The organism is Pleomorphomonas sp. PLEO, assembly GCF_041320595.1.
Taxonomy (GTDB): Bacteria; Pseudomonadota; Alphaproteobacteria; order Rhizobiales; family Pleomorphomonadaceae; genus Pleomorphomonas.
The window spans coordinates 5,249,733-5,275,375 of record NZ_CP166625.1; the positions used below are offsets into that span (position 1 = coordinate 5,249,733).

At 61.0% G+C, this 25,643-nt stretch carries 24 protein-coding genes; 20 read left to right on the forward strand and 4 right to left on the reverse strand.

All coding sequences use genetic code 11. The annotated features are described in order from the left end of the window. Positions 1 to 16: 16 nt before the first annotated feature. The 5 genes from AB6N07_RS24260 to AB6N07_RS24280 all read left to right on the forward strand — a co-directional run bounded on the left by AB6N07_RS24260 (position 17) and on the right by AB6N07_RS24280 (position 6,312). Positions 17 to 1,501, forward strand: a complete 1,485-nt coding sequence (locus AB6N07_RS24260; protein WP_370675598.1) for a sugar ABC transporter ATP-binding protein — start codon at positions 17 to 19, stop codon at positions 1,499 to 1,501. Continuing rightward, complete coding sequence (locus AB6N07_RS24265) at positions 1,498 to 2,649, forward strand: ABC transporter permease (RefSeq protein WP_370675599.1); 1,152 nt, start codon at positions 1,498 to 1,500, stop codon at positions 2,647 to 2,649. The genes AB6N07_RS24260 and AB6N07_RS24265 overlap by 4 nt, the downstream gene beginning before the upstream one ends. Before the next feature lie 50 nt (positions 2,650 to 2,699). Further along, a complete protein-coding gene (locus tag AB6N07_RS24270; RefSeq protein ID WP_370675600.1) occupies positions 2,700 to 3,773 on the forward strand; it encodes a substrate-binding domain-containing protein in 1,074 nt (357 codons plus the stop codon). A gap of 187 nt (positions 3,774 to 3,960) precedes the next feature. Continuing rightward, positions 3,961 to 5,016 (forward strand): sugar phosphate isomerase/epimerase family protein, encoded by a 1,056-nt coding sequence (locus tag AB6N07_RS24275; RefSeq protein ID WP_370675601.1) that lies wholly within the window; start codon positions 3,961 to 3,963, stop codon positions 5,014 to 5,016. A 111-nt stretch (positions 5,017 to 5,127) separates the two neighbouring features. Further along, positions 5,128 to 6,312, forward strand: coding sequence for a Gfo/Idh/MocA family protein (locus tag AB6N07_RS24280; protein WP_370675602.1), 1,185 nt, complete (start codon positions 5,128 to 5,130; stop codon positions 6,310 to 6,312). Between the two features lie 197 nt (positions 6,313 to 6,509). Here AB6N07_RS24280 and AB6N07_RS24285 read toward each other — a convergent pair whose 3' ends face one another. The 4 genes from AB6N07_RS24285 to AB6N07_RS24300 form a co-directional block, all read right to left on the reverse strand. Then, on the reverse strand, positions 6,510 to 6,977 hold the full coding sequence (locus AB6N07_RS24285; protein WP_370675603.1) for a cupin domain-containing protein: 468 nt from the start codon (positions 6,975 to 6,977) through the stop codon (positions 6,510 to 6,512). Positions 6,978 to 7,030: 53 nt separating this feature from the next. Then, on the reverse strand, positions 7,031 to 7,573 hold the full coding sequence (locus AB6N07_RS24290; RefSeq protein WP_370675604.1) for a YbhB/YbcL family Raf kinase inhibitor-like protein: 543 nt from the start codon (positions 7,571 to 7,573) through the stop codon (positions 7,031 to 7,033). A gap of 35 nt (positions 7,574 to 7,608) precedes the next feature. After that, positions 7,609 to 8,211 (reverse strand): helix-turn-helix transcriptional regulator, encoded by a 603-nt coding sequence (locus AB6N07_RS24295; RefSeq protein ID WP_370675605.1) that lies wholly within the window; start codon positions 8,209 to 8,211, stop codon positions 7,609 to 7,611. Positions 8,212 to 8,538: 327 nt separating this feature from the next. Next, positions 8,539 to 8,850 (reverse strand): ATP-binding protein, encoded by a 312-nt coding sequence (locus AB6N07_RS24300; RefSeq protein ID WP_370675606.1) that lies wholly within the window; start codon positions 8,848 to 8,850, stop codon positions 8,539 to 8,541. 251 nt (positions 8,851 to 9,101) lie between these two features. Here AB6N07_RS24300 and AB6N07_RS24305 point away from each other — a divergent pair, with 251 nt between their 5' ends. The 15 genes from AB6N07_RS24305 (at position 9,102) to AB6N07_RS24375 (ending at position 25,643) form a co-directional block, all read left to right on the forward strand. Continuing rightward, positions 9,102 to 10,025 carry a cation diffusion facilitator family transporter gene (locus tag AB6N07_RS24305; protein WP_370675607.1) on the forward strand — a complete coding sequence of 308 codons (924 nt, stop codon included), beginning with the start codon at positions 9,102 to 9,104 and terminating at the stop codon, positions 10,023 to 10,025. Positions 10,026 to 10,272: 247 nt separating this feature from the next. Next, a complete protein-coding gene (locus tag AB6N07_RS24310; RefSeq protein ID WP_370675608.1) occupies positions 10,273 to 10,773 on the forward strand; it encodes a cytochrome b in 501 nt (166 codons plus the stop codon). A gap of 244 nt (positions 10,774 to 11,017) precedes the next feature. Further along, positions 11,018 to 11,971: a MipA/OmpV family protein gene (locus AB6N07_RS24315; protein WP_370675609.1), complete on the forward strand. Its 954-nt coding sequence runs from the start codon at positions 11,018 to 11,020 to the stop codon at positions 11,969 to 11,971. 218 nt (positions 11,972 to 12,189) lie between these two features. Continuing rightward, entirely contained in the window at positions 12,190 to 13,254 is a 1,065-nt protein-coding gene (pstS, locus tag AB6N07_RS24320) for a phosphate ABC transporter substrate-binding protein PstS (protein WP_370675610.1), read from the forward strand. Positions 13,255 to 13,366: 112 nt separating this feature from the next. Next, a complete protein-coding gene (pstC, locus tag AB6N07_RS24325; RefSeq protein WP_370675611.1) occupies positions 13,367 to 14,365 on the forward strand; it encodes a phosphate ABC transporter permease subunit PstC in 999 nt (332 codons plus the stop codon). Next, complete coding sequence (gene pstA / locus AB6N07_RS24330) at positions 14,362 to 15,207, forward strand: phosphate ABC transporter permease PstA (protein WP_370675612.1); 846 nt, start codon at positions 14,362 to 14,364, stop codon at positions 15,205 to 15,207. The genes pstC and pstA overlap by 4 nt, the downstream gene beginning before the upstream one ends. Positions 15,208 to 15,209: 2 nt before the next feature. Continuing rightward, positions 15,210 to 16,028, forward strand: coding sequence for a phosphate ABC transporter ATP-binding protein PstB (gene pstB, locus AB6N07_RS24335; RefSeq protein WP_370675613.1), 819 nt, complete (start codon positions 15,210 to 15,212; stop codon positions 16,026 to 16,028). A gap of 431 nt (positions 16,029 to 16,459) precedes the next feature. Continuing rightward, a complete protein-coding gene (locus tag AB6N07_RS24340; protein ID WP_370675614.1) occupies positions 16,460 to 17,554 on the forward strand; it encodes an HD domain-containing phosphohydrolase in 1,095 nt (364 codons plus the stop codon). A gap of 519 nt (positions 17,555 to 18,073) precedes the next feature. Next, positions 18,074 to 18,391, forward strand: coding sequence for a hypothetical protein (locus AB6N07_RS24345; protein ID WP_370675615.1), 318 nt, complete (start codon positions 18,074 to 18,076; stop codon positions 18,389 to 18,391). Next, positions 18,388 to 18,756: a response regulator gene (locus AB6N07_RS24350; protein ID WP_370675616.1), complete on the forward strand. Its 369-nt coding sequence runs from the start codon at positions 18,388 to 18,390 to the stop codon at positions 18,754 to 18,756. Before AB6N07_RS24345 ends, AB6N07_RS24350 begins: the two co-directional genes overlap by 4 nt. Further along, the gene (locus tag AB6N07_RS24355) at positions 18,753 to 20,792 is read left to right on the forward strand and encodes a chemotaxis protein CheA (protein WP_370675617.1); all 2,040 of its coding nucleotides are present in this window, start codon (positions 18,753 to 18,755) and stop codon (positions 20,790 to 20,792) included. Before AB6N07_RS24350 ends, AB6N07_RS24355 begins: the two co-directional genes overlap by 4 nt. Then, entirely contained in the window at positions 20,789 to 21,292 is a 504-nt protein-coding gene (locus AB6N07_RS24360) for a chemotaxis protein CheW (protein WP_370675618.1), read from the forward strand. The genes AB6N07_RS24355 and AB6N07_RS24360 overlap by 4 nt, the downstream gene beginning before the upstream one ends. A gap of 78 nt (positions 21,293 to 21,370) precedes the next feature. Further along, positions 21,371 to 23,233, forward strand: coding sequence for a methyl-accepting chemotaxis protein (locus AB6N07_RS24365; RefSeq protein WP_370675619.1), 1,863 nt, complete (start codon positions 21,371 to 21,373; stop codon positions 23,231 to 23,233). A 2-nt stretch (positions 23,234 to 23,235) separates the two neighbouring features. Next, the gene (locus tag AB6N07_RS24370; RefSeq protein WP_370678315.1) at positions 23,236 to 23,730 is read left to right on the forward strand and encodes a chemotaxis protein CheW; all 495 of its coding nucleotides are present in this window, start codon (positions 23,236 to 23,238) and stop codon (positions 23,728 to 23,730) included. A gap of 179 nt (positions 23,731 to 23,909) precedes the next feature. Then, the gene (locus tag AB6N07_RS24375) at positions 23,910 to 25,643 is read left to right on the forward strand and encodes a methyl-accepting chemotaxis protein (RefSeq protein WP_370675620.1); all 1,734 of its coding nucleotides are present in this window, start codon (positions 23,910 to 23,912) and stop codon (positions 25,641 to 25,643) included.

Genomic DNA, 25,643 nt, shown 5'->3' on the forward strand with positions numbered 1-25,643 from the left:
CTCAGCGAGTCAAAGCATGGATGAGATTCTGCGCCTGTCGCAAATATCCAAGACTTTCCCCGGCGTAAGGGCACTGCAGGAGATCTCCTTCGACCTCAGGCGGGGAGAGGTTCACTGCCTGTGCGGGGAGAATGGCGCGGGGAAGTCGACCCTGATCAAGATCCTGTCGGGCGCCTACCAGCCCGACGAAGGCGGGCGGATTTTCTTCAACGGGTCGGAGGTGTCGCTGACGCCCCGCACCGCCCTCGAAATGGGAATCCACACGATCTATCAGGAGCATATCGTCTTCGACGCCCTGGACATCACCGAGAACATCTTCGTTGGCGCCGAAATCGCTCGCTGGGGGATTCCACAACGCAAGGAGATGCGGGAGCAGACCGAGCGTGTGCTGCACTACCTCAAGAGCGACCTGTCGCCCGACATGAGGATGAGCGACCTGACCAGCGGTCAGCAGAAGATCGTCGAAATCGCCAAGGCGCTGGTCTTCCGCAGCGACGTCATCATCCTGGACGAGCCGACGGCGTCCTTCTCGTCGCGGGAGATCGAGACCGTTCTCGACATCGTCAAGACCCTCAAGGAAGACGGCATCGGCATCATCTACATCTCGCACCACCTCGACGAGGTGTTCGAGATCGGCGACCGGGCAACCGTGATACGGGACGGCCAGAAGGTCAGCACCTATCCCATCGCCGGTCTCTCCAAATCCACGCTGATCAAGGACATGGTCGGACGCGATCCGTCGACCTTCTACAAGCGCGAGCGTACTGCCCGCGGCGACGTGGCGCTCGAAGTCAGAAACGTCACCGGCAACGGTGTGCGGGATATTTCCTTCGCGCTGCACCGGGGCGAGGTGCTCGGTATCGCCGGCATGGTCGGTTCCGGCCGGTCGGAGCTGATGGAGCTACTGTTCGGCGCGGCGCCACTGGTTTACGGCGATATCCTGATCGACGGACGACCGGTCCGACACAGAAGCCCCGAGGATGCCATCCGCAACAAGATGTGCTTCATCACCGAGGACCGTCAGAACACCGGCCTGTTCCTCACCAAGACCATCGCCGAGAATGTCGCGGTCGCCAACATGGTGAACACCAGGGAATTCGTGGTGCGCCCGGCCGACGAGTTCGCCGTCGGTGAGAAATACCGCAAGCTCCTGAACATCAAGGCACCGAACGCGCGGACCCGAGCGGTCAACCTCTCCGGCGGTAACCAGCAGAAGGTGGTGCTCGGCAAGTGGTTCAACACCGGCGGAGAAATTTTCATCTTCGACGAACCCTCGCACGGCGTCGACGTCGGATCGAAGCAGGAAATCTACAAGGTCATGGTCGATCTTCTGAAGGAAGACAAAGCCATCCTGATGGTCTCCTCCGATATGCCTGAGGTCATTTCGATGAGCGATCGCGTGCTCGTCTTCAGGCGCGGCGAAGTGGCGGGCGAGTTGAGCGGTGAAGACATAACCGAAGAAAACATCCTCACCCTCTCGATTGGAGGACAGAAAGAGTGAACACCCACGACACCTCAAATTCGACGGAGCCGCGCAAGGAGTCTCTCTTCAAGAGGTATGAGAACCTTACGGTCCTGTCCATTTTCGTCAGCTTTGTCGTGATCGTGGTTGCCCTTCAACTGATCACGACGGGCGGTTCGCGGTTTCCGACATTCATCAGTCCCGTGAACATCTTCAACATTCTCCAGCAGGTCGCCGTGCCCGGCATCATCGCCGTCAGCATGACGATGGTGATGATCTCCGGCGGTATCGACCTTTCGGTCGGCATGCTCGCCTCGCTCGTCTCGATCGTCGTCGCGATGGGCATTTCACAGTGGGGGCTTGGCGTCGGTCCAGCGATCCTGCTCGGCGTGGTCTCGGCGGTTGTCCTCGAGACGATGATGGGGTTCATCATCTCAAGGACGCGGATCGAGCCGTTCATCATCACGCTCGGCGGCATGATCTCGTTCCAGGGCATCGCGCTGCTGCTGTGCAACTCGCGCGAGGTCGTCATGAAGGGGGAACTCTCCTTCCTGACCGCCAATCTGATCGGCGGCGCCAAGGATCCGGTCACCGGGCTTGATCTGCGCCTGCCGCCTTACGTTCTGCTGTTCTTCGCGATCGCACTGATCGGTGGATTGACCCTCAAGTTCACCAAGTTCGGCCGGCGCATCTACGCGGTCGGCACCAATCAGCGGGCCGCCTTCCTGTCGGGCATCGACGTCAAGAACATGCGGCTCGCCGTCTACGTCATCCAGGGGCTGCTGGTGGGCATCGGAGCGACCCTGCTGCTCGCCCGCATCAACACAGGCATCATCACGCTCGGCCAAAACCTCGAGATCGACACCATCGCCATGGTGGTGATCGGCGGAACCGCGCTGTCCGGTGGCCGGGGCAACATCGTCGGCACGCTGATCGGCGTGCTGTTCCTAGGGTCGATCGCCAACGCGATGAACATGCTGCGGCTGCCATCGGAAGTGCAGTTCCTGGCCAAGGGATTGGTTGTCGTCATCGCCGTTTCGGCTGGGGACATTTCTTCGAGGATTTCAGAGTTCCGCGCTCTGAAGCGCGACCAGGCCGATGCTCAGGCCGCGGCCGCGGAGAGGATGAAAGGAGGAGGGCCTGCGCAGGGAGGAGCGCAGTCGGGCATGCAGAAGTCGTCCGCCTGACGGATCGGGAAGGACAACACGACAAAACAACAATCGTAGGGAGAAACGAAATGAAAATACTGGCACTCAAGCTTCTGGCGCTGGCCGCGATCAGCTCTGTCAGCCTCATCGGCGTTGCCCAAGCCGGCTCCAAGACCATCGGCTACTACATGGACAACTCCGACGACTTCTACAAGGCGGGCTTCGAGGTCTTCAAGACCCTGGCGGAGCGCGAAGGTTGGACCGTTCTCGACGTTGTCGGTCAAGGCACCGCGCCGGATCAGATCTCGGCCGTCGAGAACTTCATCACTCAGGGCGTCGACGCACTGCTCGTGGTCCAGAATTCGCCCGAGACCACGTCCCAAACACTGAAGCTGGCGGCGGCCGCCGGCATCCCCGAGTTCCATCTCACCCACAATCCGCCGAACGAGCCCGGTTTGGGTGGCTTTGCCGGCTACGACTGGGTGAAGATCGGCGAGTACGCCGGCCAGTCCGCGATGAAGCATAACGTCAAGCGGCTGATCATGATCGAAGGCAAGCTCGGTCAGGGCACCGCCTCCGGTCAGACGGACGGCTTCCTCAAGTCTTACAAGGAAGCTGGCAAGGACATCGGCAATCTCGCCGAGAGCGTCGGCGTGAAGGGTGCGGGCGGCAAGGATCTGCAGGTCGTGTTCTGGGGCTCGGGCGGCTGGTTCGCCGATCCGGCCAAGAAGGTCATGCAGGACGCCATCACCAGCCTCGGGCCGGACGGTTTCGACGGCGCCTATGTCCACAATGACGAGATGATGGCGGGCGTGCTGCAGGCGATGGAAGAGGCCGGCCTCGATCCGAGCAAGTATTGGCTCGGTGCCAGCAATGGCAAGGAAAAGGCCTGGAAATGGGTGGCTGACGGCACCGTCACCATGGACGTGAACGAGACCGCCACGCTCGAAGCCGACATCGCCCATCAGCAGATCAAGGCCTATTTCGCCAAGGAGCCCTACAAGAAGGCCGTGTTCGTCTCGGTGATCCCGTTCAGCAAGGCGGACATCAACGTCGACAAGCTCGTGCCGTTCTTCCACGACGACTACATGAAGAAGCGTGACGCCGGCGCCTTCATCTACGATATTAAGGATCCGGTGTTCCGTTCGAATCCCGGCTATTAATATCTGCCGCCGGGAGGATGTCGTCATGGCCTCCTCCCGGCCCTTTTCCGGACGGCTCGCCATCCGGATCAACCTTGCAGTGAGGAACCGGCAAGGCGATTTCGACGGCGAGGAAGAGCACTGAGCACCCAGCGACCGACGACACGCCTCAGTCGGGAAAAAATGTTAGTTACCAGGGAGGAGCACGATGAAGACGATCAAGGGGCCGGCGATCTTTCTCGCCCAATTTGCCGGCGACGCGGCACCGTTCAACAGTCTCGCCGGTCTCGCCGGCTGGGCCGCCAGCCTCGGCTACAAGGGAGTCCAGATTCCGGCCTGGGACGGACGGTTGATCGATCTCGCGCAGGCGGCCGAGAGCAAGACCTATTGCGATGATCTGCGAGGCATCCTGGCCGACGCCGGGCTCGAGGTGACCGAGCTTGCCACCCATCTTCAGGGACAGCTGATCGCCGCCCATCCGGCCTACGACACCCTTCTCGATGGCTTCGCTCCGCCGAGCGTGCATGGCAACCCTAGGGCTCGTCAGGCCTGGGCGGTCGAACAGATGAAGCTTGCGGCAAAAGCGTCCGCCAACCTCGGCCTCACCGCCCACGCCACCTTCTCCGGAGCCCTTGCCTGGCCCTATCTCTACCCCTTCCCACAGCGGCCGGAAGGCTTGATCGAAACCGCGTTCGACGAACTCGCCGCGCGGTGGAAGCCAATTCTCGACGCCTTCGACGAAGCTGGTGTCGACGTCTGCTACGAGATCCATCCAAGCGAGGATCTGCACGACGGCGTGACCTACGAGATGTTCCTCGAGCGCGTCGGCAATCACCCGCGCGCCTGCCTGCTCTACGATCCCAGCCACTTCGTGCTGCAGCAGCTCGACTATCTCGCCTATATCGACATCTATCACGAGCGAATCCGGATGTTCCACGTCAAGGACGCCGAGTTCAACCCGACCGGCCGCCAAGGCGTCTACGGCGGTTTCCAGTCCTGGGTGAACCGGGCCGGCCGCTTCCGGTCGCTGGGCGATGGTCAGGTCGACTTCTCGGCCATCTTCTCCAAGCTCGCCCAATATGGCTTTGACGGCTGGGCGGTGCTGGAATGGGAATGCTGCCTCAAGCATCCCGAACAAGGCGCAGCCGAAGGCGCTCCATTCATCGCGGACCATATCATTCGCGTCACTGAAAAGGCCTTCGACGACTTTGCCGGATCCGGGACCGACCTGGCGGCCAACAAGGCGATCCTTGGTATCGCTTGAAGCGACCGATGCCCGGATATATCCGGGCGCCGCTCCATGTTTCTGTTTGCACATCGGATAGTTCCGAAAAGCGGGCCCACTTTTCGATCCGATGCGTTGGAGGAGGTTGCCATGACAATCGAAGCATCCAGCACCACCACGATAGGCCGGCGCCTGCGGCTCGGCATGGTCGGCGGCGGCCGAGGCGCCTTCATCGGCGCCGTGCACCGCATCGCGGCGCGACTTGACGACCGTTATGAACTGGTCGCGGGCGCCTTGTCGTCCGACCCCGAGCGGGCGCGAGCCAGCGCCGCCGATCTCCATATCGCGTCCGACCGGGCCTACGCCGACTTTGAAACAATGGCAAAAGCCGAAGCAGCACGCCCGGACGGAATTGACGTCGTGGCAATCGTCACGCCCAACCACATGCATGCCCCCATCGCCACCGCCTTTCTCAAGGCGGGAATCCACGTCATCTGCGATAAGCCGATGACGCGCACCGTTGCCGAAGCCGAGGCGCTGTCGGCGCTGGTCGCCGAGACCGGGCTGATCTTTGTGCTCACCCACAACTACACCGGCTATCCGATGGTCAGGCAGGCGCGATCCCTGGTCGCCGCCGGTGAACTCGGGCCGATCCGGCTGGTCCAGGTCGAGTATCCGCAGGACTGGCTGACCGTCGCCGCCGAGACCATGGGCTCCAAGCAGGCCGAATGGCGTACCGATCCAGACCGGTCCGGCGCGGCCGGAAGCGTCGGCGATATCGGCAGCCACGCCATGCAACTGGCTGAATACGTCTCCGGCCTCGAATGCGAGGCGCTGGCGGCCGATCTGACCACCTTCGTGCCGGGCCGGCGCCTTGACGACAATGCCGGCATGCTGCTGCGTTTTGCCGGCGGAGTGCGCGGCATGCTCTGGTGCAGCCAGGTGGCGCCGGGAAATGCCAATGCCCTGCGCATCAGGATCTACGGCGAACGAGCTGGTCTCGAATGGGCCCAGGAGAGTCCCAACGAGCTCTATCTTTCAACGTTCGGCGAACCGACGCAGAAGATCATACGCTCAGGTCCGGGTGCCAACACCGTTGCCGCGCACGCAAGCCGCATTCCGGGCGGACATCCCGAAGGCTATCTTGAAGCCTTCGCGCAAATCTATGCCGACACGGCTGAACTTATCACGGCCAGCATCGAGAAGCGGAGTCCGAACACGGCCGCGATGGCGGTGCCGATGGTTGGCGACGGCGTACGGGGCGTTCGCTTCATCAACGCGGCCGTTGCATCCAGCCGTGCCAATGCCGCCTGGACAAGGCTCGCTGACGTCTGAGCCGGCATGGGCAGCCGGTCTTCCCCCGGGGACCGCCCAAGGCAGAGCAGCCTCAGTGACAGCCGCCGCGTCGTCAGCCTCCCGAGGTGACGCGGCGGCTTTTTGGAATTTGAGCGTCCTGCGAAACGATCCGCATGGGGGTCGTTGCGATGGATATTGCATGTCCTGAGGCGGGAATTGCCAGACTCCCCTGACCGTCAGGCGTAAGGCGCGCCGTTCTTGTGGCTGGCAACCCACTGCCCCGTGTCGTCCATCGTCAACTGGAGATCGTCGTTGGGATACTCGACCGTGTCACCCCGCTGACGGTCGCCGATCTCAAGATAGGTGGCCGGCTCGTCCGCGCGATTGATGAGATGATGCGCCGTGCCACCCGCCGGAAAGCCCGCGCACATGCCCGCCTCCAGCACCGTTTCGCCACTGTCGTGGATGAGGACCAGCGTGCCGGTCAGCACCAAGACGAATTCGTCCTGAACGCCATGGCGGTGGTAGAGCGAGGTGATAGCTCCCGGCGGTATGGTGACGTGATTTACGCCGAAGCTCTTCAACCCGAAAAGGTCTCCAAGCGGCCGCTTGATACGGGCGGAGACGCGGGTTGCGAACGGCTCGGGCAGGAGAGACGCCTTGGCGCGAGGGGGTGCTTCCGCAGCAATAATGCCCTTGGTCATCATGTCGCTCCCTCGGGATGAAAGCCGACATCCGATAGATGCCGGCCATCTGGTTACTTGGTATAGACGGCGGTGATGCTGGCGCTGCCAAGCGCGTTGGCGTTGGTCATGAAGCCGACCATGGCGGCACTTGTCTCAACCGGCAGATCAAGCGCCTCGACCTTGAGCGCGGTCACCTTGAAAATATAGCGATGAACGGCGCCGGGTGGCGGGCAGGCACCGCCGAAGCCCGGCGCGCCGAAATCCGTGCGGCTTTGGACTGCGCCCGCTGGTAATCCTTTGCCCGATCCGGCACCGCCGTCAAGTTTGGTGACCGAAGCCGGGATGTTGAACACCACCCAGTGCCAGAAACCGGAGCCCGTCGGAGCATCCGGATCATAGGCTGTGACAGCGAAGCTTTTCGTCCCGGCAGGGGCATTCTGCCAAGACAATTGGGGCGATGTATTCCCTCCATCGCAGCCTAAGCCGTTGAAGACCTGCGCACTGGCAAGCTCTTTTCCTTCGGCTACGTCGGTGCTCCTCAGTCGGAATTCATCGGCCATCGCCGTTCCGGTGAAAAACAACAAGGCGCCGGCGATCATGACGTGGCGAAACATCTTTTCCATCCTCAGTTGGTTGAGAGATGAAAAAGCTAGCCCGCGACCACCCGTAGCGCGACGCCGCGCCGCTCATTGGTGGTGCCGATCCGCTCAATGTCGTTTTTCTGGCGAATTTCGGAAGGCGACAGGCCAAAGCGTGCACGAAAGCGGATGGCAAAGCGGGAGGCGCTGTCATATCCACATTCGGCGGCAATCAGATTGACGGGTGCCTCGCTCGCCTGAAGTCGGGCGAGCGCAAGTGAAAGCCGCGTGTCGGTGATAATCTCTGTCAGCCCCGCTCCTTCGCCTGACAGCCGCCGGCGCAGGGTCGCCGCGCTCATGGCGTGGCCCTCTTCGGCGAGCGCCGCGACAACCTCTTCTGTGGTCCACGACCGCTCGGGTCGATCGGCGACCATTCGCCGGATTCGCGCTGCCAAGGTATCCGGCGCGCCATGAAGGGCAATGCCCTCGCTTTCGAGCCAGACCAGAACTTCCAAAAGCCGATGCGCGCGGACCGCAGCCGGAAGCGCTTCGCTCTCGCTCACTATTCGGCGGCACGCGGAAATCGTCTCAGAAAAATCCGCGGAAACGCGAACGGCGCCGCAATCATCCCCCGTCCGGGAGGGCAGGCTGTTTAGCCAGCTGTTGGAAAACATAAAGACTTCCGCCCGATAGTCGGGGCTTGATCCTGGGTCGTTGCCCACGTCGACGACGAGACCACCGCTGACGGCGATTGCTTCTCCAGGGTTGGCGGCTAGCACCCGACCGTCTGGCAAGACGAGCGTCTTCCGGCCGGAACAGACGACCATCAACGCGGCCTGCGTCAGATTAATCCGACGGAACAGCGCTGTCGTTGATTGGCGTATGTTAAAGCAAGCGAGGTCTTCCGTCGTCATGGCCGGACCAATCCCTGTCGAAGTCTTCAGGCACTCTACCCGAATTGGCGTCGCCCACTACCCGGGAGAACTGGCCCTGCCACCACCTCACGAGCAATCGAGAATTTTGTCTGGTGACGTGCCGCCGACAGGCAGGTCGATCAGGAAGGCGGCACCCCTGACACTATCGACGAGATCGAGGCTGCCCCGGTGAGTCTCCACCATGGCACGGGCGATCGAAAGGCCCATGCCGGTACCGCCAGCGGCACGATGGGTGGTGAAAAAAGGATCGAAGATGTGCGTGCGATTGGCCGGCGAGATGCCGGGACCATCATCCGCACAGACAATGAATGGGGCGGTTTTCAGCAGCTGGTCAGGATTTTTGTGCAGAGTTTGCGCAGGCGCGACGCTCTCCGCCATTACGGATCGTTGGACCTGCGGGCGCGACTCGTGGCTCAGTAGTGGGTTGGCCAACGAGATCGCGCACCCAGTTAATTGGCGGACGCATCCGTCAGAAGGAATGTAGCACGCGCTTCATTTGCTTGACGCTGGCTTAATAGACTTCAAAATCCGTATCGATATTTGGTAATGGTTCCCATTATCGCCAAATATCTCATGTATTTTTCAAAAGGCCCTTCGTATACATTGTGCCCACCCCCGACATTGCTTTAATGAAACCCTATCGCAGATTGATCGGACACGATTCTATGACCCCAACGCTTCGCTTGGCCATTGGCAGTCTCGTCGTCGGCATCGCCGTCCTCGGGCTGAAGGCCATCGCCTACTGGCTCACGGGCTCGGTCGCCCTGATGTCGGATGCGCTGGAAAGCATCGTGAATGTCGTCACTGCGCTCGTGGTTTTGATCGCCCTCCGCGTTGCCTCCACTCCCGCTGATCTGCAACACCCCTATGGGCATCACAAGGCCGAGTTTTTTAGTGCCGTTCTAGAAGGGGTGATGATCATCGTCGCCGCCTTGCTGATTATCGAGGCAGCCTACAAAGGCATTCTGAACCCGCGCCCGCTCGATGCCCCCTTCGAAGGTCTACTGATCAACGGCCTCGCCACGGCGATTAACGGCTTCTGGTGCTGGATGCTGCTCGTGCAAGGTCGCAGGCATAAGTCGCCGGCCTTGGTGGCAGATGGCCATCATCTACTTTCCGACGTAATATCGTCCGGCGCTGTTGTTGTCGGCGTCCTCCTGGCGGTGATCACGGGCTGGTATGTTCTCGATCCGATACTGGCCAGCCTCGTTGCCCTCAACATCCTATGGTCGGGCTGGAAGGTTGTGAAATCCTCGCTCAGCGGGCTGCTCGACGAGTCGGTCCCGGACGACAGGCTCGCTTCCATGCGCGCCATCATTTCGGCGGCAGCCATAGGCGCCATCGAAGTCCACGATCTAAAAACGCGCCACGCCGGCAAGATGACTTTTGTCGAATTCCATCTAGTCGTTCCCGGAGCGATTAGCGTCAGTGAAGCCCACGACATTTGTGATAAGGTCGAACAAGCCATCAAGGACGAGTTTGGCGACGTCACCGTCACCATCCATATCGAACCGGATAATCAGGCTTTGCAGCACGGCGTTCTGGTTCTCTAGCGTCTTGACCCCCGATTTCGGACGAATGTGATCCTTTGGGAGCCGGCCACAGACCAGACAAAATCGGCCTTGTGGCACCCCCCTTCGAGAACGGAACTTCCAATGCACAATAAGCCGATAGACTAAAACAATTAAAACCCAGACGTCCAATTTCACCCAAAGTGCCACAATGTAGCAAGGCGCGAAATCGTCTAGTTTTAAGTCAGCCAGAGCTGCTTTGCGCTTTGGTCAATCGTAGGGGGCTAGCATGGTGAAGAAAACTGTCGACGGATATTCGACAATACAAATAACGCTACACTGGCTAATTGTTGTCGCCGTCTTATTTCAACTCGTGTTCGGCGAAAGCATGACAAATGTCGTCGATGCCCTCGAGGAAGGGGCGACACCAAGCGCGGGCGATCTTCAGCTTTCATCGGCTCATCTGTGGGTAGGCATTGCTATACTCGTATTGCTGGTGATCCGTCTCATTGTTCGAGTTTTCACAGGAACTCCCGAGGTAATTGGCACACCAGGCTTGGCAACACTGGCCGCCTCGGCGATGCATTGGCTATTCTACGCCCTCCTGGTCGTCGTTCCGGTAACCGGTTTGCTGGCGAAGTACGTCGGGGACCCATGGGGTGACATACACACCATTGGTAAGCCCGTCTTTATTGTTCTTATCATTCTTCATGCAGCGGCAGCGCTCTATCATCACTTCCTGCTGAAGGATGAGACGCTGATGCGAATGCTGAAGCCTAAGCGTTCCTGACCGATCAAGCCTCAAGCATGGCGCGGCGATCATTGTGTCGTGACCGCCGCTCCGGTTTCTTGGCCGAATAGACTCGCCGGTCGATAGTCCGGCACGCCAGGGACAATGAGACTTCGCGCCGCAATGGGCGCCTGCGCTCTGCTATGGCTTACCCAGCGAAGGCAGGTTCATCGAAAAATCCACGTCGTAACTTGCCTCCGAACGCTGAACCCGCAGTGCGAAAGAGGTGTCGGCAAACGGAGCCTTGCCGCTTCATATTCGCATCAGCCTGACTTGGTATCCAACGAGCCTGGGGCAGAAAGACCGGGGCGCCGGACAAACCAGCAATAGCGGTACAGCAGAGTTACTTTGGGGCATATGCACGATGCGTTGGTCGAAAAGCAGCCCTCTCTTGGCAGGCCTCCCGGTCCTGGCTGCGTTCTTCTCGACCGTTCCGGCCCACGCAGTTGATGGTCAGACCGCGTCCACACCGGATTCGGGTTTCATCATCACTCTGGGCGGCTCCGTCGAGATGGCGCCGGATTACCCAGGTGCGCGTCGGCAGGGCATAAGTGGGTTGCCTTCAATCGATATCCGACGTTTCGACGAGGTCGAGGAATTGTCGGCTACCGATGACGGTATCGACTATAGCCTCCTGGACATCGCAGGCTTTGAGTTTGGCCCGGTGATCGGCTTTCGGGACCGGCGCAATTCATCCGCCGCGGGCTTCCCTGGATTGCACGATCTGTCCTTCGACGTAGACGCGGGCGTTTTTCTTCAAACCTGGGTTGTTCCCGACCAACTGCGCTTCCGAACAGAAATCCGACAGGCCCTTACCAACGGCAGCGGCCTGGAGGTCGATACGGGTATCGATTGGTTCAAACGTCTGGGCAGTGATTGGGTCCTTGCGCTAGGCCCCCGCCTCTCCTTTGCCGACGCATCATATATGCAAAGCTATTTTGGCGTTTCGCCCCACGAGGCCGCTTTGTCGGGTCTCTCGGCTTACAATGCCGGAGGGGGACTTAAATCGGTCGGTCTTACCGCCTCGATCAGCTACCAAATTTCTCCGACATGGTCGCTGGACCTCTACGATCGTCTGGACGATCTGACTGGAAACGCAGCCAGAAGCCCGATCACGCGGTCAAGCGCCGGAAGCCGCCTGCAAAATACGGCAGGCGTTTCTCTTAGCCATAGTTTTTCGCTGGATTTGGGACATTAGCGTTGCGCGGACGATCGAGCCACGCGAGGCGAATACCTCCACTTCAGGCAAATACAGCCCGCCTTGTTGGTGCGAGACTTTGAGCCAGCTTTCCGGAAATGACGGCGCGTCGGGCAACATTCACAAAACTGAAGCATAACTGACACACGGGTGGCCTATGCGATGCAGGCTGCCGCTGCAACCGCAGTCGGCAATGAATAGTTATTGGGGGCCACCCTATGGTAATCCTTAAGTCCGTCGCGCTGAAGCTCGGCGCGCTCCTCCTCGGCGCCGGCATCGTGGCAGGCTCCGCTGCCGCCGCCGAGATCACCGGCGCTGGCGCCACCTTCCCCTACCCGCTCTATTCCAAGTGGGCCGAGAGCTACAAGGCCAAGACCGGCGTCGGCCTTAACTACCAGGCAATCGGTTCGGGCGGCGGCGTCAAGCAGATCAAGGCCAAGACCGTCACTTTCGGTGCCACCGACAATCCGCTCAAGAAGGACGCGCTGGCTGCCGCCGGCCTCGTCCAGTTCCCCACCGTCATGGGCGGCATCGTCCCGATCGTGAACCTCAAGGGCATCGGCCCCAACAAGATGGTTCTCGATGGCCCGACGCTCGCCGACATCTACGCCGGCAAGATCAAGACCTGGAATGACGCGGCGATCACCAAGCTGAACCCCGGCCTCACCCTGCCGGCGACAGCGATTGCCACCGTGTGGCGCTCGGACGCATCGGGCACCAACTTCAACTTCACCTACTACCTTTCGCAGGTCAGCGCGTCGTTCAAGTCGTCGATCGGCTCGGGCAACAGCGTGAAGTGGCCGGGAGGCATCGGTGCCAAGGGCAATGACGGCGTCGCCGCCACTGTGAAGCAGACCGCCAATTCGATCGGCTTTGTCGAATACGCCTATGCCAAGCAGAACAACGTTGCCTTCACCAAGATGGTCAACGCCGCCGGCAATGTCGTCTCTCCGGACGTCTCGGCCTTCACCGCCGCCGCCGCCAGCGCCGACTGGTCGAAGGCCGTTGGCTTCTACCTGATCCTCGCCAATCAGAGCGGCGCCCAGGCTTGGCCGATGACCGCCGCGACCTTCATCCTGGTCGAGGCTCGTCCGAAGGCCCCGCCGGCTACCGCCGAAGCTCTGAAGTTCTTCGACTGGGCCTATTCGAACGGCGATGCCGCCGCCAAGGCGCTCGACTACGTGCCGATGCCGGCCGCCGTCAAGGCCTCGGTCCGCGCCACTTGGGTTCGTGACGTCACCGCTGGCGACAATAACGCCCCGCTCTACAAGCCGGGTTCGTAATAGCAGTCGCGAGTTCGCGACAGGAAGCTTGCGGGGGCGCACACACGGGTGCGCCCCCGTCTCCACGACCGACTAAAGCCCGGTCGCCATCCTCACGGCGGTGCTCTGCTCGATGACCGATGAAACCCTTGCCGCAGCCATCGATGAGCAACGGGTCGCTCCCGAGATGACCGGTACATTGCGTCTTTACCGCTGGCAGGACGCCATATTCCGCGCCATCACCTTCCTGTCGGCCGCGCTCGTCGTGGTCGTGCTTGCCGGTATGATCGTTTTCCTCGTCCATGGCGCCATCCCGGCGTTGACCGCGATGGGGCCATCCTTCTTCTGGACGTCCGACTGGGACACGGTCGAAGACATCTACGGCGCGCTCGCTCCGATCACCGGCACCCTGATCACGGCGACAATCGCCATGGTGATCGGCATCCCGGTCAGCTTCGGCATCGCCATGTTCCTGACCGAGATCTGCCCTGGAGTCCTGCGGCGGCCGATCGGCACGGCTATCGAACTCCTGGCCGGCATCCCGAGCGTGGTCTTTGGTATTTGGGGTTTATTCTACCTGACGCCGGTATTGCAGGAATATGTCCAACCCGTACTGATCGATTATCTCGGCCCGCTGCCGATCATCGGCGTGCTGTTCCAAGGGCCGCCGTTCGGCATCGGGATTCTCGACGGTGGGATCGTTCTCGCCATCATGGTGTTGCCCTACATCACCTCGATTACCCGCGATGTGTTCATGACCGTGCCGCCGCTCCTGCGCGAATCCGCCTATGGCATGGGCTGCACCACCACGGAAGTCGTCTGGAAGATCGTCATTCCCTACTGCCGCGTCGGTCTCATCGGCGGGGTGATGCTCGGCCTCGGCCGGGCGCTCGGCGAGACGATGGCGGTCACCTTCGTGATCGGCAACACCTACCAGATCAGCGCGTCGCTCCTGGCGCCTGGAACGACCATTTCGGCGGCGATCGCCAACGAATTCAACGAAGCTTTCGAGGAACAGCACCTGTCGGCGTTGATCGCGCTCGGCCTCGTCCTATTCCTGATCACCTTCGTGGTCCTGGCGCTCGCCAAATGGATGCTCATGGCGATCGACAAGCGGGAGGGCCGCCGATGAGCGCCCGAGTACGCCGCCGCGGCGTGGTCAATATCGTCGTTCTGTCGCTTTCGGTCGCAACAGCGCTGGTAGGGCTCGCGTTTCTGACCCTGATCGGCTGGACGCTGGTTTCGCGTGGCCTGTCGGCGATCAACCTGGATCTGTTCACGCTGGAAACGCCACCTCCCGGCAGCCGGGGTGGCCTTGCCAACGCCATCGTCGGATCGGCGATGATGACCGGGCTCGCCATGCTGATCGCCACGCCGATCGGCTTGCTCGCCGGCACCTATCTCGCCGAATATGGCCGCGACAGCCGGTTCGGCAGCGTCGCCCGGTTCATCAACGACATCCTGCTATCGGCTCCGTCGATCCTGGTCGGCCTGTTCGTCTATGGCTTCACCGTGCTGCCGATGCAGCACTATTCGGCCTGGGCCGGCTCGATTGCCCTATCGCTGATCGCACTGCCGGTCATCGTGCGTTCGACGCAGGATATGATCGGCTTGGTGCCGGTGCCGCTGCGCGAGGCGGCGGCGGCGCTTGGCGCGCCGGAATGGCGGGTGATGGTGTCGATCGTCTGGCGAGCGGCCGGCAGCGGCATGCTCACCGGCGTGCTGCTCGCGGCGGCGCGCGTCTCCGGCGAAACGGCACCGCTGCTGTTCACGGCGCTCAACAATCAGTTCTGGTCGACGGACCTCAACGCGCCCATGGCGAACCTGCCGGTGGTGATCTATCGCTTCGCCCTCAGTCCCTATGACGATTGGCAACAACTCGCCTGGGGCGGCGCCTTCCTGATCACCTTTACGATTCTCGTTCTCAACGTGCTGGCGCGGGTTGTTTCGTCGCGCAGCCAATTGAAGGTTTGACGATGGCCGGCCAAACGCTCGCTCCCCGTCCCAGAGTGCATACCAAACCGGCCGACGCCGAAACCGCCGCAGTCAAGGTATCGGTCCGCGACCTGCACTTCTACTATGACAAGTTCCAGGCGCTGAAGAACGTCAATCTCGATCTCGAGGATCGGCGCGTCACCGCTTTCGTGGGGCCATCCGGTTGCGGCAAGTCGACGCTGCTGCGCATCTTCAACCGCATCTATGACCTCTACCCCAGGCAGCGGGCGGAGGGCTCCGTCATGATCGGCGGCCGCAACATCCTCGACCGCGACCAAGATCTCAACGCCCTGCGCGCCATGGTCGGCATGGTGTTTCAGAAGCCGACGCCGTTCCCGATGACCATCTACGAGAACATCGCATTCGGGATCCGGCTCTACCATTCCCTGCCGAAATCAGAACTCGACGACCGGGTGGAATATGCCCTTAAGCGCGCCGCGCTCTGGGCCGAGGTCAAGGACAAGCTCAACCAGAGTGGGCTCAGCCTTTCCGGCGGTCAGCAGCAGCGCCTCTGCATTGCCCGCACCATCGCAACCGAACCGGCGGTCGTCCTTCTCGATGAGCCGGCCTCGGCGCTCGATCCGATCTCCACCGCCAAGGTTGAGGAACTCATTTCCGAGCTTCGCTCGGACTACTGCATCGCCATCGTAACGCACAACATGCAACAGGCAGCCCGCTCGTCGGACTACACTGCCTTCATGTATCTCGGCGAACTGGTTGAGTTTGGTGCCACGGAGAAAATTTTCACCAACCCGCGGGACAAGCGCACGGCCGATTACATCACCGGCCGCTTTGGCTGATCGAAGAACAACCCGCTCCAAGAAAGCCTTTGCGGCGATTGCGAACTCTGCGTGCGAAAGGCCGTGACCGAACCGCCCGGTCCCGCATCCGCCACCTGCGCCGCAAAGACTTGGGGCAAGCGGGAAGGCGACGCATTCGCCTTGGGCCAGCGAGCGCCTGCCGAGTCATCTCGGCTTCGTAAGCCACATCGCATGCCGGCTAACAAGTTCTAGCGGGCACCAGCGCATCGTGAATTGCCACGCGAATCCGCTCTTCTAACGTTGTCTGGGTTCTTCCAGCGGGATGAACCGTTATTTCATCCTTGCCTGCCAAGATGGGTGGTGATGATCGGCTTGGGCCATGCCCTATACTCCTGCTTCTGGGCGCCGCCGGAGGAAACCAGACCGTGCTCACTGAAGGTCATGGCTTGTCCAATAAATCCAATAGACCCATGCGGGCGCTCATCGTCGACGATAGCAAATCGGTATTGTTGTGGATGGGCACCGCCCTCACCGAAATACCGGACCTCGTTCTCGATCTCTGTGACACGCCTGAGGAAGCTTTGGCGCTCGCGACCACGCGGCAATATGATCTTGTGGTGGTCGACTATCTGATGCCGAAACTCACAGGCATCGAGGTTACCGAGGCCCTGCGCCGGCGGCCCGACTATCACGCCATTCCCATTGTGATGATTACCGCCGAGCAGGATAGCGAGATAAGGCTCAAAGCAATTCTTGCTGGGGTCAACGATTTTCTGAACAAGCCCTTCGACCCTATCGAACTGCGGGCAAGGGTCACGAACCTGATCTCGCTTCGGCGTACTCAAATCGAGCTCGCAGCCCACGCCCATAAACTTGAGGCGGCGGTGCGCGAGGCAACAGCCGAACTGGCGTCCCGCGAGAGGGAAATGATCTGGCGTCTGGCGCGCGCCATAGAAATGCGCGATGGCGGTACCGGCGCCCATGTGTCGCGTGTGGCGGCCATTAGCCTGGTGATTGCCAAGGGCCTCGCTCTCGCCCCCAACTTCTGCCAAATGATCCATCTCGCGGCACCATTGCACGACATCGGCAAAATCGGCATCCGAGACGCGGTGCTGAACAAACCAGGCCGGCTCACTCCAGAGGAAATGGCCGAAATTCGCGAGCATGTGGACTATGGAGTCCGGCTTCTCGACAACGGCACCTCCGAACTCATTCGCGTCGCGGTCGCCATTATCGGTGGCCACCACGAAAAGTGGGATGGCAGCGGCTATCCGCGTGGTGTCTCGGGCACCGCTATCCCGATCGAAGCGCGCATCACCGCCATCGCCGATGTCTTCGACGCGCTGACCTCGGCACGCCCTTATAAGGAGGCATGGCCGCTTCAACGCGCCTTCGACGAGATCGTGCGCCTGGCGGGCAGCCATTTCGATCCGGACTGCGTCACAGTGTTCTGCGAGAAATGGCCGGACATTGAGGAAATCGCCCGTACGCTTCGTGACGATGAAGAAGGGGCTCCCGGCTGGGCTTCACAAAGTGCTGTCCCACCAGTTGATCGACAGGAATAACGGCCGGACAAGAGGCCAAGTATACTTCCCCACACAGTCTGGCGGTGTCGAACTCGACAAGATGCCGTAGAGCCAAATGCCATCGCATATCGCAGCGCTGACGTGCCATTCCGGTCCGAAGCCAGCCGACGGCGCGATCGATAAGTTGTCCGTTTGGCAATAATTCCCAGGCCAACGACGCTAACCTCTACGTGAATAAGTAATACTACGTAGGCATTTTTTTCATGGCCTCACAATCATTAAGGGCTCTCACCTTCGTTTACTACCGCGACAACCTTTACGAGTCCGCAGACGCCGAACCAAAAGCGTTTCCCCGCTAAATGTTCGCGATTCTTGCGGTTTGTTACAAGCTTAGTACTCGCAATACGAGTCTGTTGACTCTGGAGTATTAACGCACACGTTCGGATCCTCATGAATCTATATCGAACTTCCTCTCTTTTAATTCGATAGCAAAATGGGGAGATTTATCGAAATTTAGCAATTGCGCTCCATATTTTCGTCGTTATCAGGAGCCGTCCAATGGAGAAACCAACCGTCATTCGGATGCATCCAAATCTTTGCGTTTCAGACATCCGCGCATCTTATTCTACTCTCGTAGAAGCGATGGAAGGATCTTCGAGTCTTCAACTGGCCATACCCGCAGACGCGTCAGTTGACCTTAGCTTCCTCCAGATTATCGAAGCCGCAAGGCTGAAATCAACCGAGCAGGGCAAGTCCCTTTCTCTTCTTGAGCCGGCCAGCGGCGAGCTTAGGCGCGCGCTAGACCGCAGCGGTCTTCTGACAGCCGCGACAATTGCCGATCGTTCATTCTGGCTCCACGAGGAGACCGCCCAGTGACCGCGAGTATTCTGACCGTCGACGACTCGATGTCGGTGCGCATGACGACGCGCATCGCCCTCACCGGAGCCGGCTATAAAGTGACGGAGGCGGTCGACGGTCTCGACGGCCTCAACAAAGCCCGAACGACCCGCTTCGATCTCGTCATTACCGATCTCAACATGCCAAACATGGATGGCCTCCGCATGATCGAGGAGCTTCGGCGTCTGCCGAACCAGATCGGCGTGCCCATCCTGTTTCTCACCACGGAATCCGACCCCGCTCTCAAGGGACGCGCCAAGTCGGCCGGTGCCACCGGTTGGCTGGTCAAACCCTTCGAGGCGGATCAGCTGATCCGCCTCGTGCAAAAGGTGCTCGCCAAATGAGCAATCCCGATCCCGCGGATATCTTCCGCATCGAAGCGGCCGAACTGCTCGAGCAAATGGAGCAAGGTCTGCTTGATCTCGAGCATCGTCTCGACGATCGCACGCTGGTCGACGCCGTCTTCCGCGCCCTGCATACCCTCAAGGGGTCGGGCGCAATGTTCGGCTTCGATCGACTTGCCTCTTTCACCCACCACTGCGAAACGGCCTTCGACCGCGTCCGCAAAGGGCAGGCAGAAGCAACACCAGGGCTGGTCTCGGCTGTGCTTGAAGCCCGCGATCACATGCGGGCTCTGGTGGAAGATCCCAGCGGCGACCACGCTGCCGAGGAGCGCTATCTTCTCGAGCGCTTGCATGCAGCCGTTTCCGGCGCCGAGGCTGTGCCTGCCGCAACATCTGTCGCGGATACGCCAACCAAGGCGGCAACCCCGACTATGCCAACCACCTGGCGCATCAAGGTCGGGCTGCCGGACAACACCTTCATCAACGGCACCAATCCGCTGAGCTTCCTTGATGAGTTGAGGGCGATGGGCGAATGCCACGTTGTACTCGACAAATCGGCGCTTCCGCCCCTCGAAAAACTCGATCCGACGACGCTCTACTTCGCCTGGGAGGTGACGCTGATCACCGACCGGAGCCGCGCCGACATTGAGGATGTGTTCCTGTTCGTCATGGACGACATGACCCTCGAAATCGAAGCACTGAGCGATAGTACGCCGTCCACAGATGCTGGGTCGCAGGGCGTCGCGAATGTCGACACGCCGCCGACCGTTATTACCGCCGAACCACCGCCAATGGAGCCGCCAGTCTCCGAAGTGGCTGCGCGTCCGGTTGCCGACCCCGCCGACCCCAAACTACGTCGGAAGGTGGAAAGCGTCCGCGTTCCCGCCGAACGTCTCGACGAACTGATGGATCGTGTCGGCGAATTGGTCATCGTCCAGTCCCGTCTTCAGCAGATCGCCGCCACCAGCAGCGATATCGGTCTTCGTACCGTCAGCGAGGAGATGGAGCGCCTGTGCAGCGAACTGCGCGTTACCATGATGGTGCTGCGCATGGTGCCGGTCGCTACGCTGTTTGATCGCTATCGCCGTCTCGTGCACGATCTTCAGCGCGACACCGGCAAAAAGATCGAACTTTCGACCGACGGCGAGAGCACCGAGATGGACAAGACGGTGATCGAACGTCTCGCCGATCCGCTGGTTCACCTCGTCCGCAACGCCGCCGACCACGGCCTGGAGGACAGCGAAGCTCGCCGTGCCGCAGGAAAGTCCGAGGCCGGCAGCATTCGCCTGTCGGCCCGTCAAACCGGCGGCGAAGTGATCATTTCGGTGACCGACGACGGTCGCGGCATCGATCGCGCCAGGGTGAGGGCCAAAGCGGAAGCCGCCGGGCTGATCCAGCCGGGCGCGACCCTTGCCGATCAGGAGCTGCTCCAGCTGATCTTCCAGCCCGGTTTCTCGACTGCCTCGTCGGTCACCAATCTATCCGGCCGAGGCGTCGGGATGGATGTCGTCAAAAAAGCGATCGAGTCGCTCCACGGCTCAATCGACCTCACCAGCCGTCCCGGAGAAGGGTCCACCGTCTCGCTTCGCATTCCACTGACACTGGCCATCATCGATGGCCTGCTCGTCAGGGTGGGCGAAGGTCACTACGTGATCCCGTTGCCGGCCGTCGAGGAATGTATCGAACTCAGCCAGGAGGAGGATCTGCGCTCGCGCGGCCGTGCCTTCCTGTCGCTTCGCGACACGCTGGTGCCCTTCATCCGCCTGCGCGAGCTGTTCGCCACCGGCACGAAGCCCGATCTCTACCAGAAGATGGTGGTTATTTCGACCGGCGAGGAGCGCGTCGGCCTGATCGTCGACCAGATCATCGGTCACCACCAGACCGTCATCAAGTCGATGTCCAAGCTGCACGACGACGTGACCACGTTCTCAGGCGCCACCATTCTCGGTGATGGCTCCGTGGCGCTCATCCTCGACGTGGGCAACCTGGTATCGCTCGGCCAGGAGCAGGAGGCGCAATTGCGCGCAATCGCATGAGTGATTTAGCCCTCAAGATCAAGGCCGTTCAGAACGTCTCCGCCGATGAGATCGAAGTACTGACCTTCGAGATCGGCGGCGAGACCTTTGCCCTCGAGGCGGCCATCGTCCGCGAGATTCTCGATCTTCTGCCGGAAGCGATCGTTCCCGGCAGCCGGCCATTCGTCAACGCGGTGATCAATTTCCGCGGCAAGGTCATACCGCTCGCCGATATCCGTGTCGCCATGGGCATGCCGATGGCTGCCACCACCATCGATAGCCGCATCGTGGTGGTCGAGCTGGATCTCGATGGAACGCCTTCGCTTGTCGGGCTCAGAACCGATCGCGTCAACGAAGTTACCACGCTGTCGAAAGCAGCTGGCGAACCACCACCGCGCGTCGGCCTCAAGTGGCCGCCGCAGTTCATCGAATGCCTGATTCATCGGGAAGGTAGCTTCATCATCTTCCCCGATCTCATGGCAATTTTTGCTTCAAAGGGCCGCACGAGCCAGCCGAACTGAGCCGTAGCCCCCCACCAAACTTCTCCATGTCGAGCCTGGATCAGGAAGTCCGGGCACAGCATAGGAAACACCAGTATCATGCGTCTCACCATCAAGCTCAAACTTGCACTGTCCTTTGCCGTCATCATCGCTCTCGTGGCCGGCATGGCGACACTCGCCATTTCCAACCTGGCATCGCTCAATTCGGCCATCTCGGACATCGTCAGCGGTCCAGCCGCCGACCTCAACAATATCCGCGGGCTCGCCTTGGCATTCAATGACAGTATCCGGGCGGAGAAGAACAGCATCCTGAACCAGGATGCAGCCCAGATCGACGGATACGTCAAAACATCCAACACGAGTGCGGACAAAGTTCAGGAGTTTGTGGCGAGCCTTCAAAAGTCGACCAATCCCGAAGTCGTCGCAGCAGCCAGCGATTTCTTGAAATCATTTCAGGATCGCGAGCCTATGCGGAAGCGCATCCTGGAGCTCGGCCAGCGCAATACGACCGAGAGTAATGCCGAAGCTGCGCAGATCAGCATGGTCGGCGTGAAGCAGCTGAACGATACGTTGTTCGGGTTACTTAACTCCATGTCGTCGAACATCTCCGATGACCTTCATGCGACAGACCAGGCGACAAACGACCTCTACGCCCAGTCCCGCACGATACTGCTGACCTTCATTACCGCCGTTGCGATCCTCTCCATCGGTATCGCTCTTTGGATGTCACTTTCCATCGCCCGCGGTCTTAAGCGCGGTGTCGAGCTGGCGGAAGCGGTTGCCATCGGCGATCTCAGCCACGATGTCGCCCACAAGGCCAATGACGAGATCAAGGACCTGATCTCTGCCATGCAGAAGATGACCGCCAATCTGCGCGAGACCGCCGGCATGGCTGCCGAGATCTCGAACGGCAACCTCACCGTGACGCCGAAGCCACTCTCGGACAAGGACATTCTCGGCAAGTCGCTGCTGGATATGGTCGAGCGGCTTCGTTCGGTGGTCAGCGATGCGCTCGTTGCTTCCGACAACGTGTCGGCCGGTAGCCAACAGTTGTCGTCGGCGTCCGAGCAGATTGCCCAGGGTGCGACCGAGCAGGCTTCATCGGCCGAGGAAGCGTCCTCGTCGATGGAAGAGATGGCCTCCAACATCAAGCAGAACGCCGACAACGCCGCTCAGACCGAGAAGATCGCCCGCCAGTCCGCCAAGGACGCCGAGATCTCCGGTCAGGCCGTCAACCAGGCCGTCGCCGCCATGCAGACCATCGCCGCGAAGATCGGTATCGTCCAGGAGATCGCCCGCCAGACCGACCTTCTCGCCCTCAACGCCGCCGTCGAGGCAGCCCGTGCCGGCGAGCATGGTCGCGGCTTTGCCGTCGTCGCCTCGGAAGTCAGGAAGCTCGCCGAGCGTTCGCAGGCCGCCGCCACCGAGATCTCGCAGATGTCGGTCGACACGGTGTCGTCCGCCCAGCAGGCCGGCGACATGCTGAACCGCTTGGTGCCCGACATCCGCAAGACCGCCGAACTGGTGTCGGAGATTTCCGCAGCTTGTCGCGAGCAGGACATCGGCGGCGCGCAGATCAATCAGGCAATCCAGCAGCTCGACAAGGTGACGCAGCAGAACGCCGGCGCCTCCGAAGAGATGTCGGCAACCTCGGAAGAACTGGCCGCCCAGGCCGAGGAACTACAGGCCTCGATCGCCTTCTTCCGTGTCGACAACGCCGCAGCTGGCTCCAAGACCGCCCAGCGCAAAACAGCAGGACGAGCAGCCGCCAGACCGGCTTCCGGCCAGCCGACTGGGCGTCCCGCCCAATCGGTTCCAACCTCCAAGAAGCTGAGCGCGCCCGCTGCAAAGCCGCAGCGTCCGACGGTGAAGGCCCAGCAGGAGGCGGTGCGTGGTTTCGCGCTCGACCTCGACATGGGCGGCCCTGACGACGACGATGCCGACTTCCGCGAAAGCGCTTGATGATGACGGCCCGTTCTTCGGAGACCCAGTACGTCACCTTCGCCCTCGGCAGCGAGGTGTTCGCGGTCCCCGTCGCCGTGGTGCGGGAGATCCTCGACCATGAAGAAGCCTTCCGCATCCCGAACGGCCCGGACTATCTGGTCGGCCTGCGCGACGTGCGTGGACAGGGCGTGCCGGTGATCGACCTCAGGCTGAAGCTCGGCCTCAGTCCCACCGTGCCGACCCCCCACACCCGTGTGCTGGTGGTCGACATCACACTCGGCGAGCGGCAGTTGTCGCTCGGCCTCGTCGCCGACCGGGTGTTCGAGGTGGTAGCCTTCCAGGGCGATCAGATGGAAGCGGCACCGGACATCGGCGTCCGCTGGAACTCGGACTATATCGACGGCGTCGTCCGGCGAGATCAGGGCTTCGTAGTCGTCATCGATCTCGGAAGACTGCTGAGCGCTAAAGACCTCGCCACTCTCGGCGGCACAGACAAAACCCGCGCCGTCGCTTGAAGAACGTGTGGGGCAGCACCTTCGGCTGCCCCCGATACCCATTACATGCAGCATAATGAGCTCGCCCGGTACCAAGCCCTATTTCGCGCCGACGCTATCGACACCGAAAAGGACTGGGGAGCCCCTGCTGAACAAGAGATCAAACCCAGCTTAGGCAAGCGAAATAGGGGATTGAGTTCATGCGTATCACCATCAAAGCGAAGCTGGGGTTCGCCTTCGGCTTCGTAATCTTGCTCACGGCGGCCATGGCGGCCCTTGCCGTCAACGACCTCTCTTCGCTGAATACGGCGGTCACCAATTTGGTCAATGGGCCGACGACCGACCTCGAGAACATTCGAGTCCTGACCAACGAATTCAATGCCGAGGTCCGCAACGAAAAGAACGCAATCATGAGCTCCGACGCGGGCCAGATCGCGTCCTTCCGCCAGAAGATCGATCAGAGCAATCAGACGATCCACGATCTAGCCGACAAGATCGCGACATCCACCGACCCGGACATCGTCGCCGAAATTGCCAAATTCACGTCGCTCTTCGATCAGCGTACGCCACTATCCAGCCAGATACTCGATCTCGCCGCGCTGAACACAGATCAGGCAGACGAGCAGGCTTCGCAGGCGAGCATGGGCAAAGCTCTTGAGGTCGGCTACGCGATCTACGCTTTGCTCGATGAAATGTCTGCGAATATCAACGACAATCTCAACAAAACCGACGATGCAACGAATGAACAGTATGTCTCATCGCGTAATCTGCTGATCGGCGCTATCGGCCTGCTCTGCTTATTCTCATTGGTCATTGCCGTGTGGATGTCCGTTTCCATCAGCCGCAGCCTGCGCAACGCCGGCAATGTGATGGGTCGGGTTGCCGATGGCGATCTGACATGGAAAGCGGAGAAGCTGCCGAAGGACGAAATCGGCGACCTGCTTATGCTCGTGAACACCATGGTGGAGCGCCTGCGCTCGGTGGTCAGCGATGCGCTCGTTGCCTCCGACAACGTTTCGGCCGGTAGCCAGCAGCTGTCGTCGGCTTCCGAGCAGATTGCCCAGGGTGCGACCGAGCAGGCTTCATCTGCCGAGGAAGCGTCCTCGTCGATGGAAGAGATGGCCTCCAACATCAAGCAGAACGCCGACAACGCCGCTCAGACCGAGAAGATCGCTCGCCAGTCCGCCAAGGACGCCGAGATCTCCGGTCAGGCCGTCAACCAGGCCGTCGCCGCCATGCAGACCATCGCCGCGAAGATCGGTATCGTCCAGGAGATCGCCCGCCAGACCGACCTTCTCGCCCTCAACGCCGCCGTCGAGGCAGCCCGTGCCGGCGAGCATGGCCGCGGCTTTGCCGTCGTCGCCTCGGAGGTCAGGAAGCTCGCCGAGCGTTCGCAGGCCGCCGCCACCGAGATCTCGCAGATGTCGGTCGACACGGTGTCGTCCGCCCAGCAAGCCGGCGACATGCTGAACCGTCTGGTGCCGGACATCCGCAAGACCGCCGAACTGGTGTCGGAGATTTCCGCCGCTTGCCGCGAGCAGGACATCGGCGGCGCGCAGATCAATCAGGCAATCCAGCAGCTCGACAAGGTGACGCAGCAGAACGCAGGCGCCTCCGAAGAGATGTCGGCAACCTCGGAAGAGCTCGCCGCCCAGGCCGAGGAACTACAGGCCTCGATCGCCTTCTTCCGCGTCGACAACGCGAGTACCGATACCAAGGCTACCCAGCGCAAGGCACCTGGACGGGCCTCCAAGCCGGCCAGCGGCCAAGCAGCCGGACGCCGTGCGCAGCCGCTCGTCAAGCGGGCCAATGGTTCAGGCATGCCGCAGCGTCAGACGGTGAAGGCCCAGCAGGAAGCCGTGCGTGGTTTCGCGCTCGATCTCGACATGGGCGGCCCTGACGACGAGGACGCCGACTTCCGCGAAAGCGCTTGA

Coding starts and splice junctions, on each gene's coding strand:
- AB6N07_RS24260 (WP_370675598.1), top strand. CDS start 17: ATGGATGAGATTCTGCGCCTGTCGCAAATATCCAAGACTTTCCCCGGC.
- AB6N07_RS24270 (WP_370675600.1), top strand. CDS start 2,700: ATGAAAATACTGGCACTCAAGCTTCTGGCGCTGGCCGCGATCAGCTCT.
- AB6N07_RS24275 (WP_370675601.1), top strand. CDS start 3,961: ATGAAGACGATCAAGGGGCCGGCGATCTTTCTCGCCCAATTTGCCGGC.
- AB6N07_RS24280 (WP_370675602.1), top strand. CDS start 5,128: ATGACAATCGAAGCATCCAGCACCACCACGATAGGCCGGCGCCTGCGG.
- AB6N07_RS24285 (WP_370675603.1), bottom strand. CDS start 6,977: ATGACCAAGGGCATTATTGCTGCGGAAGCACCCCCTCGCGCCAAGGCG.
- AB6N07_RS24290 (WP_370675604.1), bottom strand. CDS start 7,573: ATGTTTCGCCACGTCATGATCGCCGGCGCCTTGTTGTTTTTCACCGGA.
- AB6N07_RS24295 (WP_370675605.1), bottom strand. CDS start 8,211: ATGTTTTCCAACAGCTGGCTAAACAGCCTGCCCTCCCGGACGGGGGAT.
- AB6N07_RS24300 (WP_370675606.1), bottom strand. CDS start 8,850: ATGGCGGAGAGCGTCGCGCCTGCGCAAACTCTGCACAAAAATCCTGAC.
- AB6N07_RS24305 (WP_370675607.1), top strand. CDS start 9,102: ATGAAACCCTATCGCAGATTGATCGGACACGATTCTATGACCCCAACG.
- AB6N07_RS24310 (WP_370675608.1), top strand. CDS start 10,273: ATGGTGAAGAAAACTGTCGACGGATATTCGACAATACAAATAACGCTA.
- pstS (WP_370675610.1), top strand. CDS start 12,190: ATGGTAATCCTTAAGTCCGTCGCGCTGAAGCTCGGCGCGCTCCTCCTC.
- pstC (WP_370675611.1), top strand. CDS start 13,367: ATGACCGATGAAACCCTTGCCGCAGCCATCGATGAGCAACGGGTCGCT.
- pstA (WP_370675612.1), top strand. CDS start 14,362: ATGAGCGCCCGAGTACGCCGCCGCGGCGTGGTCAATATCGTCGTTCTG.
- pstB (WP_370675613.1), top strand. CDS start 15,210: ATGGCCGGCCAAACGCTCGCTCCCCGTCCCAGAGTGCATACCAAACCG.
- AB6N07_RS24340 (WP_370675614.1), top strand. CDS start 16,460: ATGCGGGCGCTCATCGTCGACGATAGCAAATCGGTATTGTTGTGGATG.
- AB6N07_RS24345 (WP_370675615.1), top strand. CDS start 18,074: ATGGAGAAACCAACCGTCATTCGGATGCATCCAAATCTTTGCGTTTCA.
- AB6N07_RS24355 (WP_370675617.1), top strand. CDS start 18,753: ATGAGCAATCCCGATCCCGCGGATATCTTCCGCATCGAAGCGGCCGAA.
- AB6N07_RS24360 (WP_370675618.1), top strand. CDS start 20,789: ATGAGTGATTTAGCCCTCAAGATCAAGGCCGTTCAGAACGTCTCCGCC.
- AB6N07_RS24365 (WP_370675619.1), top strand. CDS start 21,371: ATGCGTCTCACCATCAAGCTCAAACTTGCACTGTCCTTTGCCGTCATC.
- AB6N07_RS24370 (WP_370678315.1), top strand. CDS start 23,236: ATGACGGCCCGTTCTTCGGAGACCCAGTACGTCACCTTCGCCCTCGGC.
- AB6N07_RS24375 (WP_370675620.1), top strand. CDS start 23,910: ATGCGTATCACCATCAAAGCGAAGCTGGGGTTCGCCTTCGGCTTCGTA.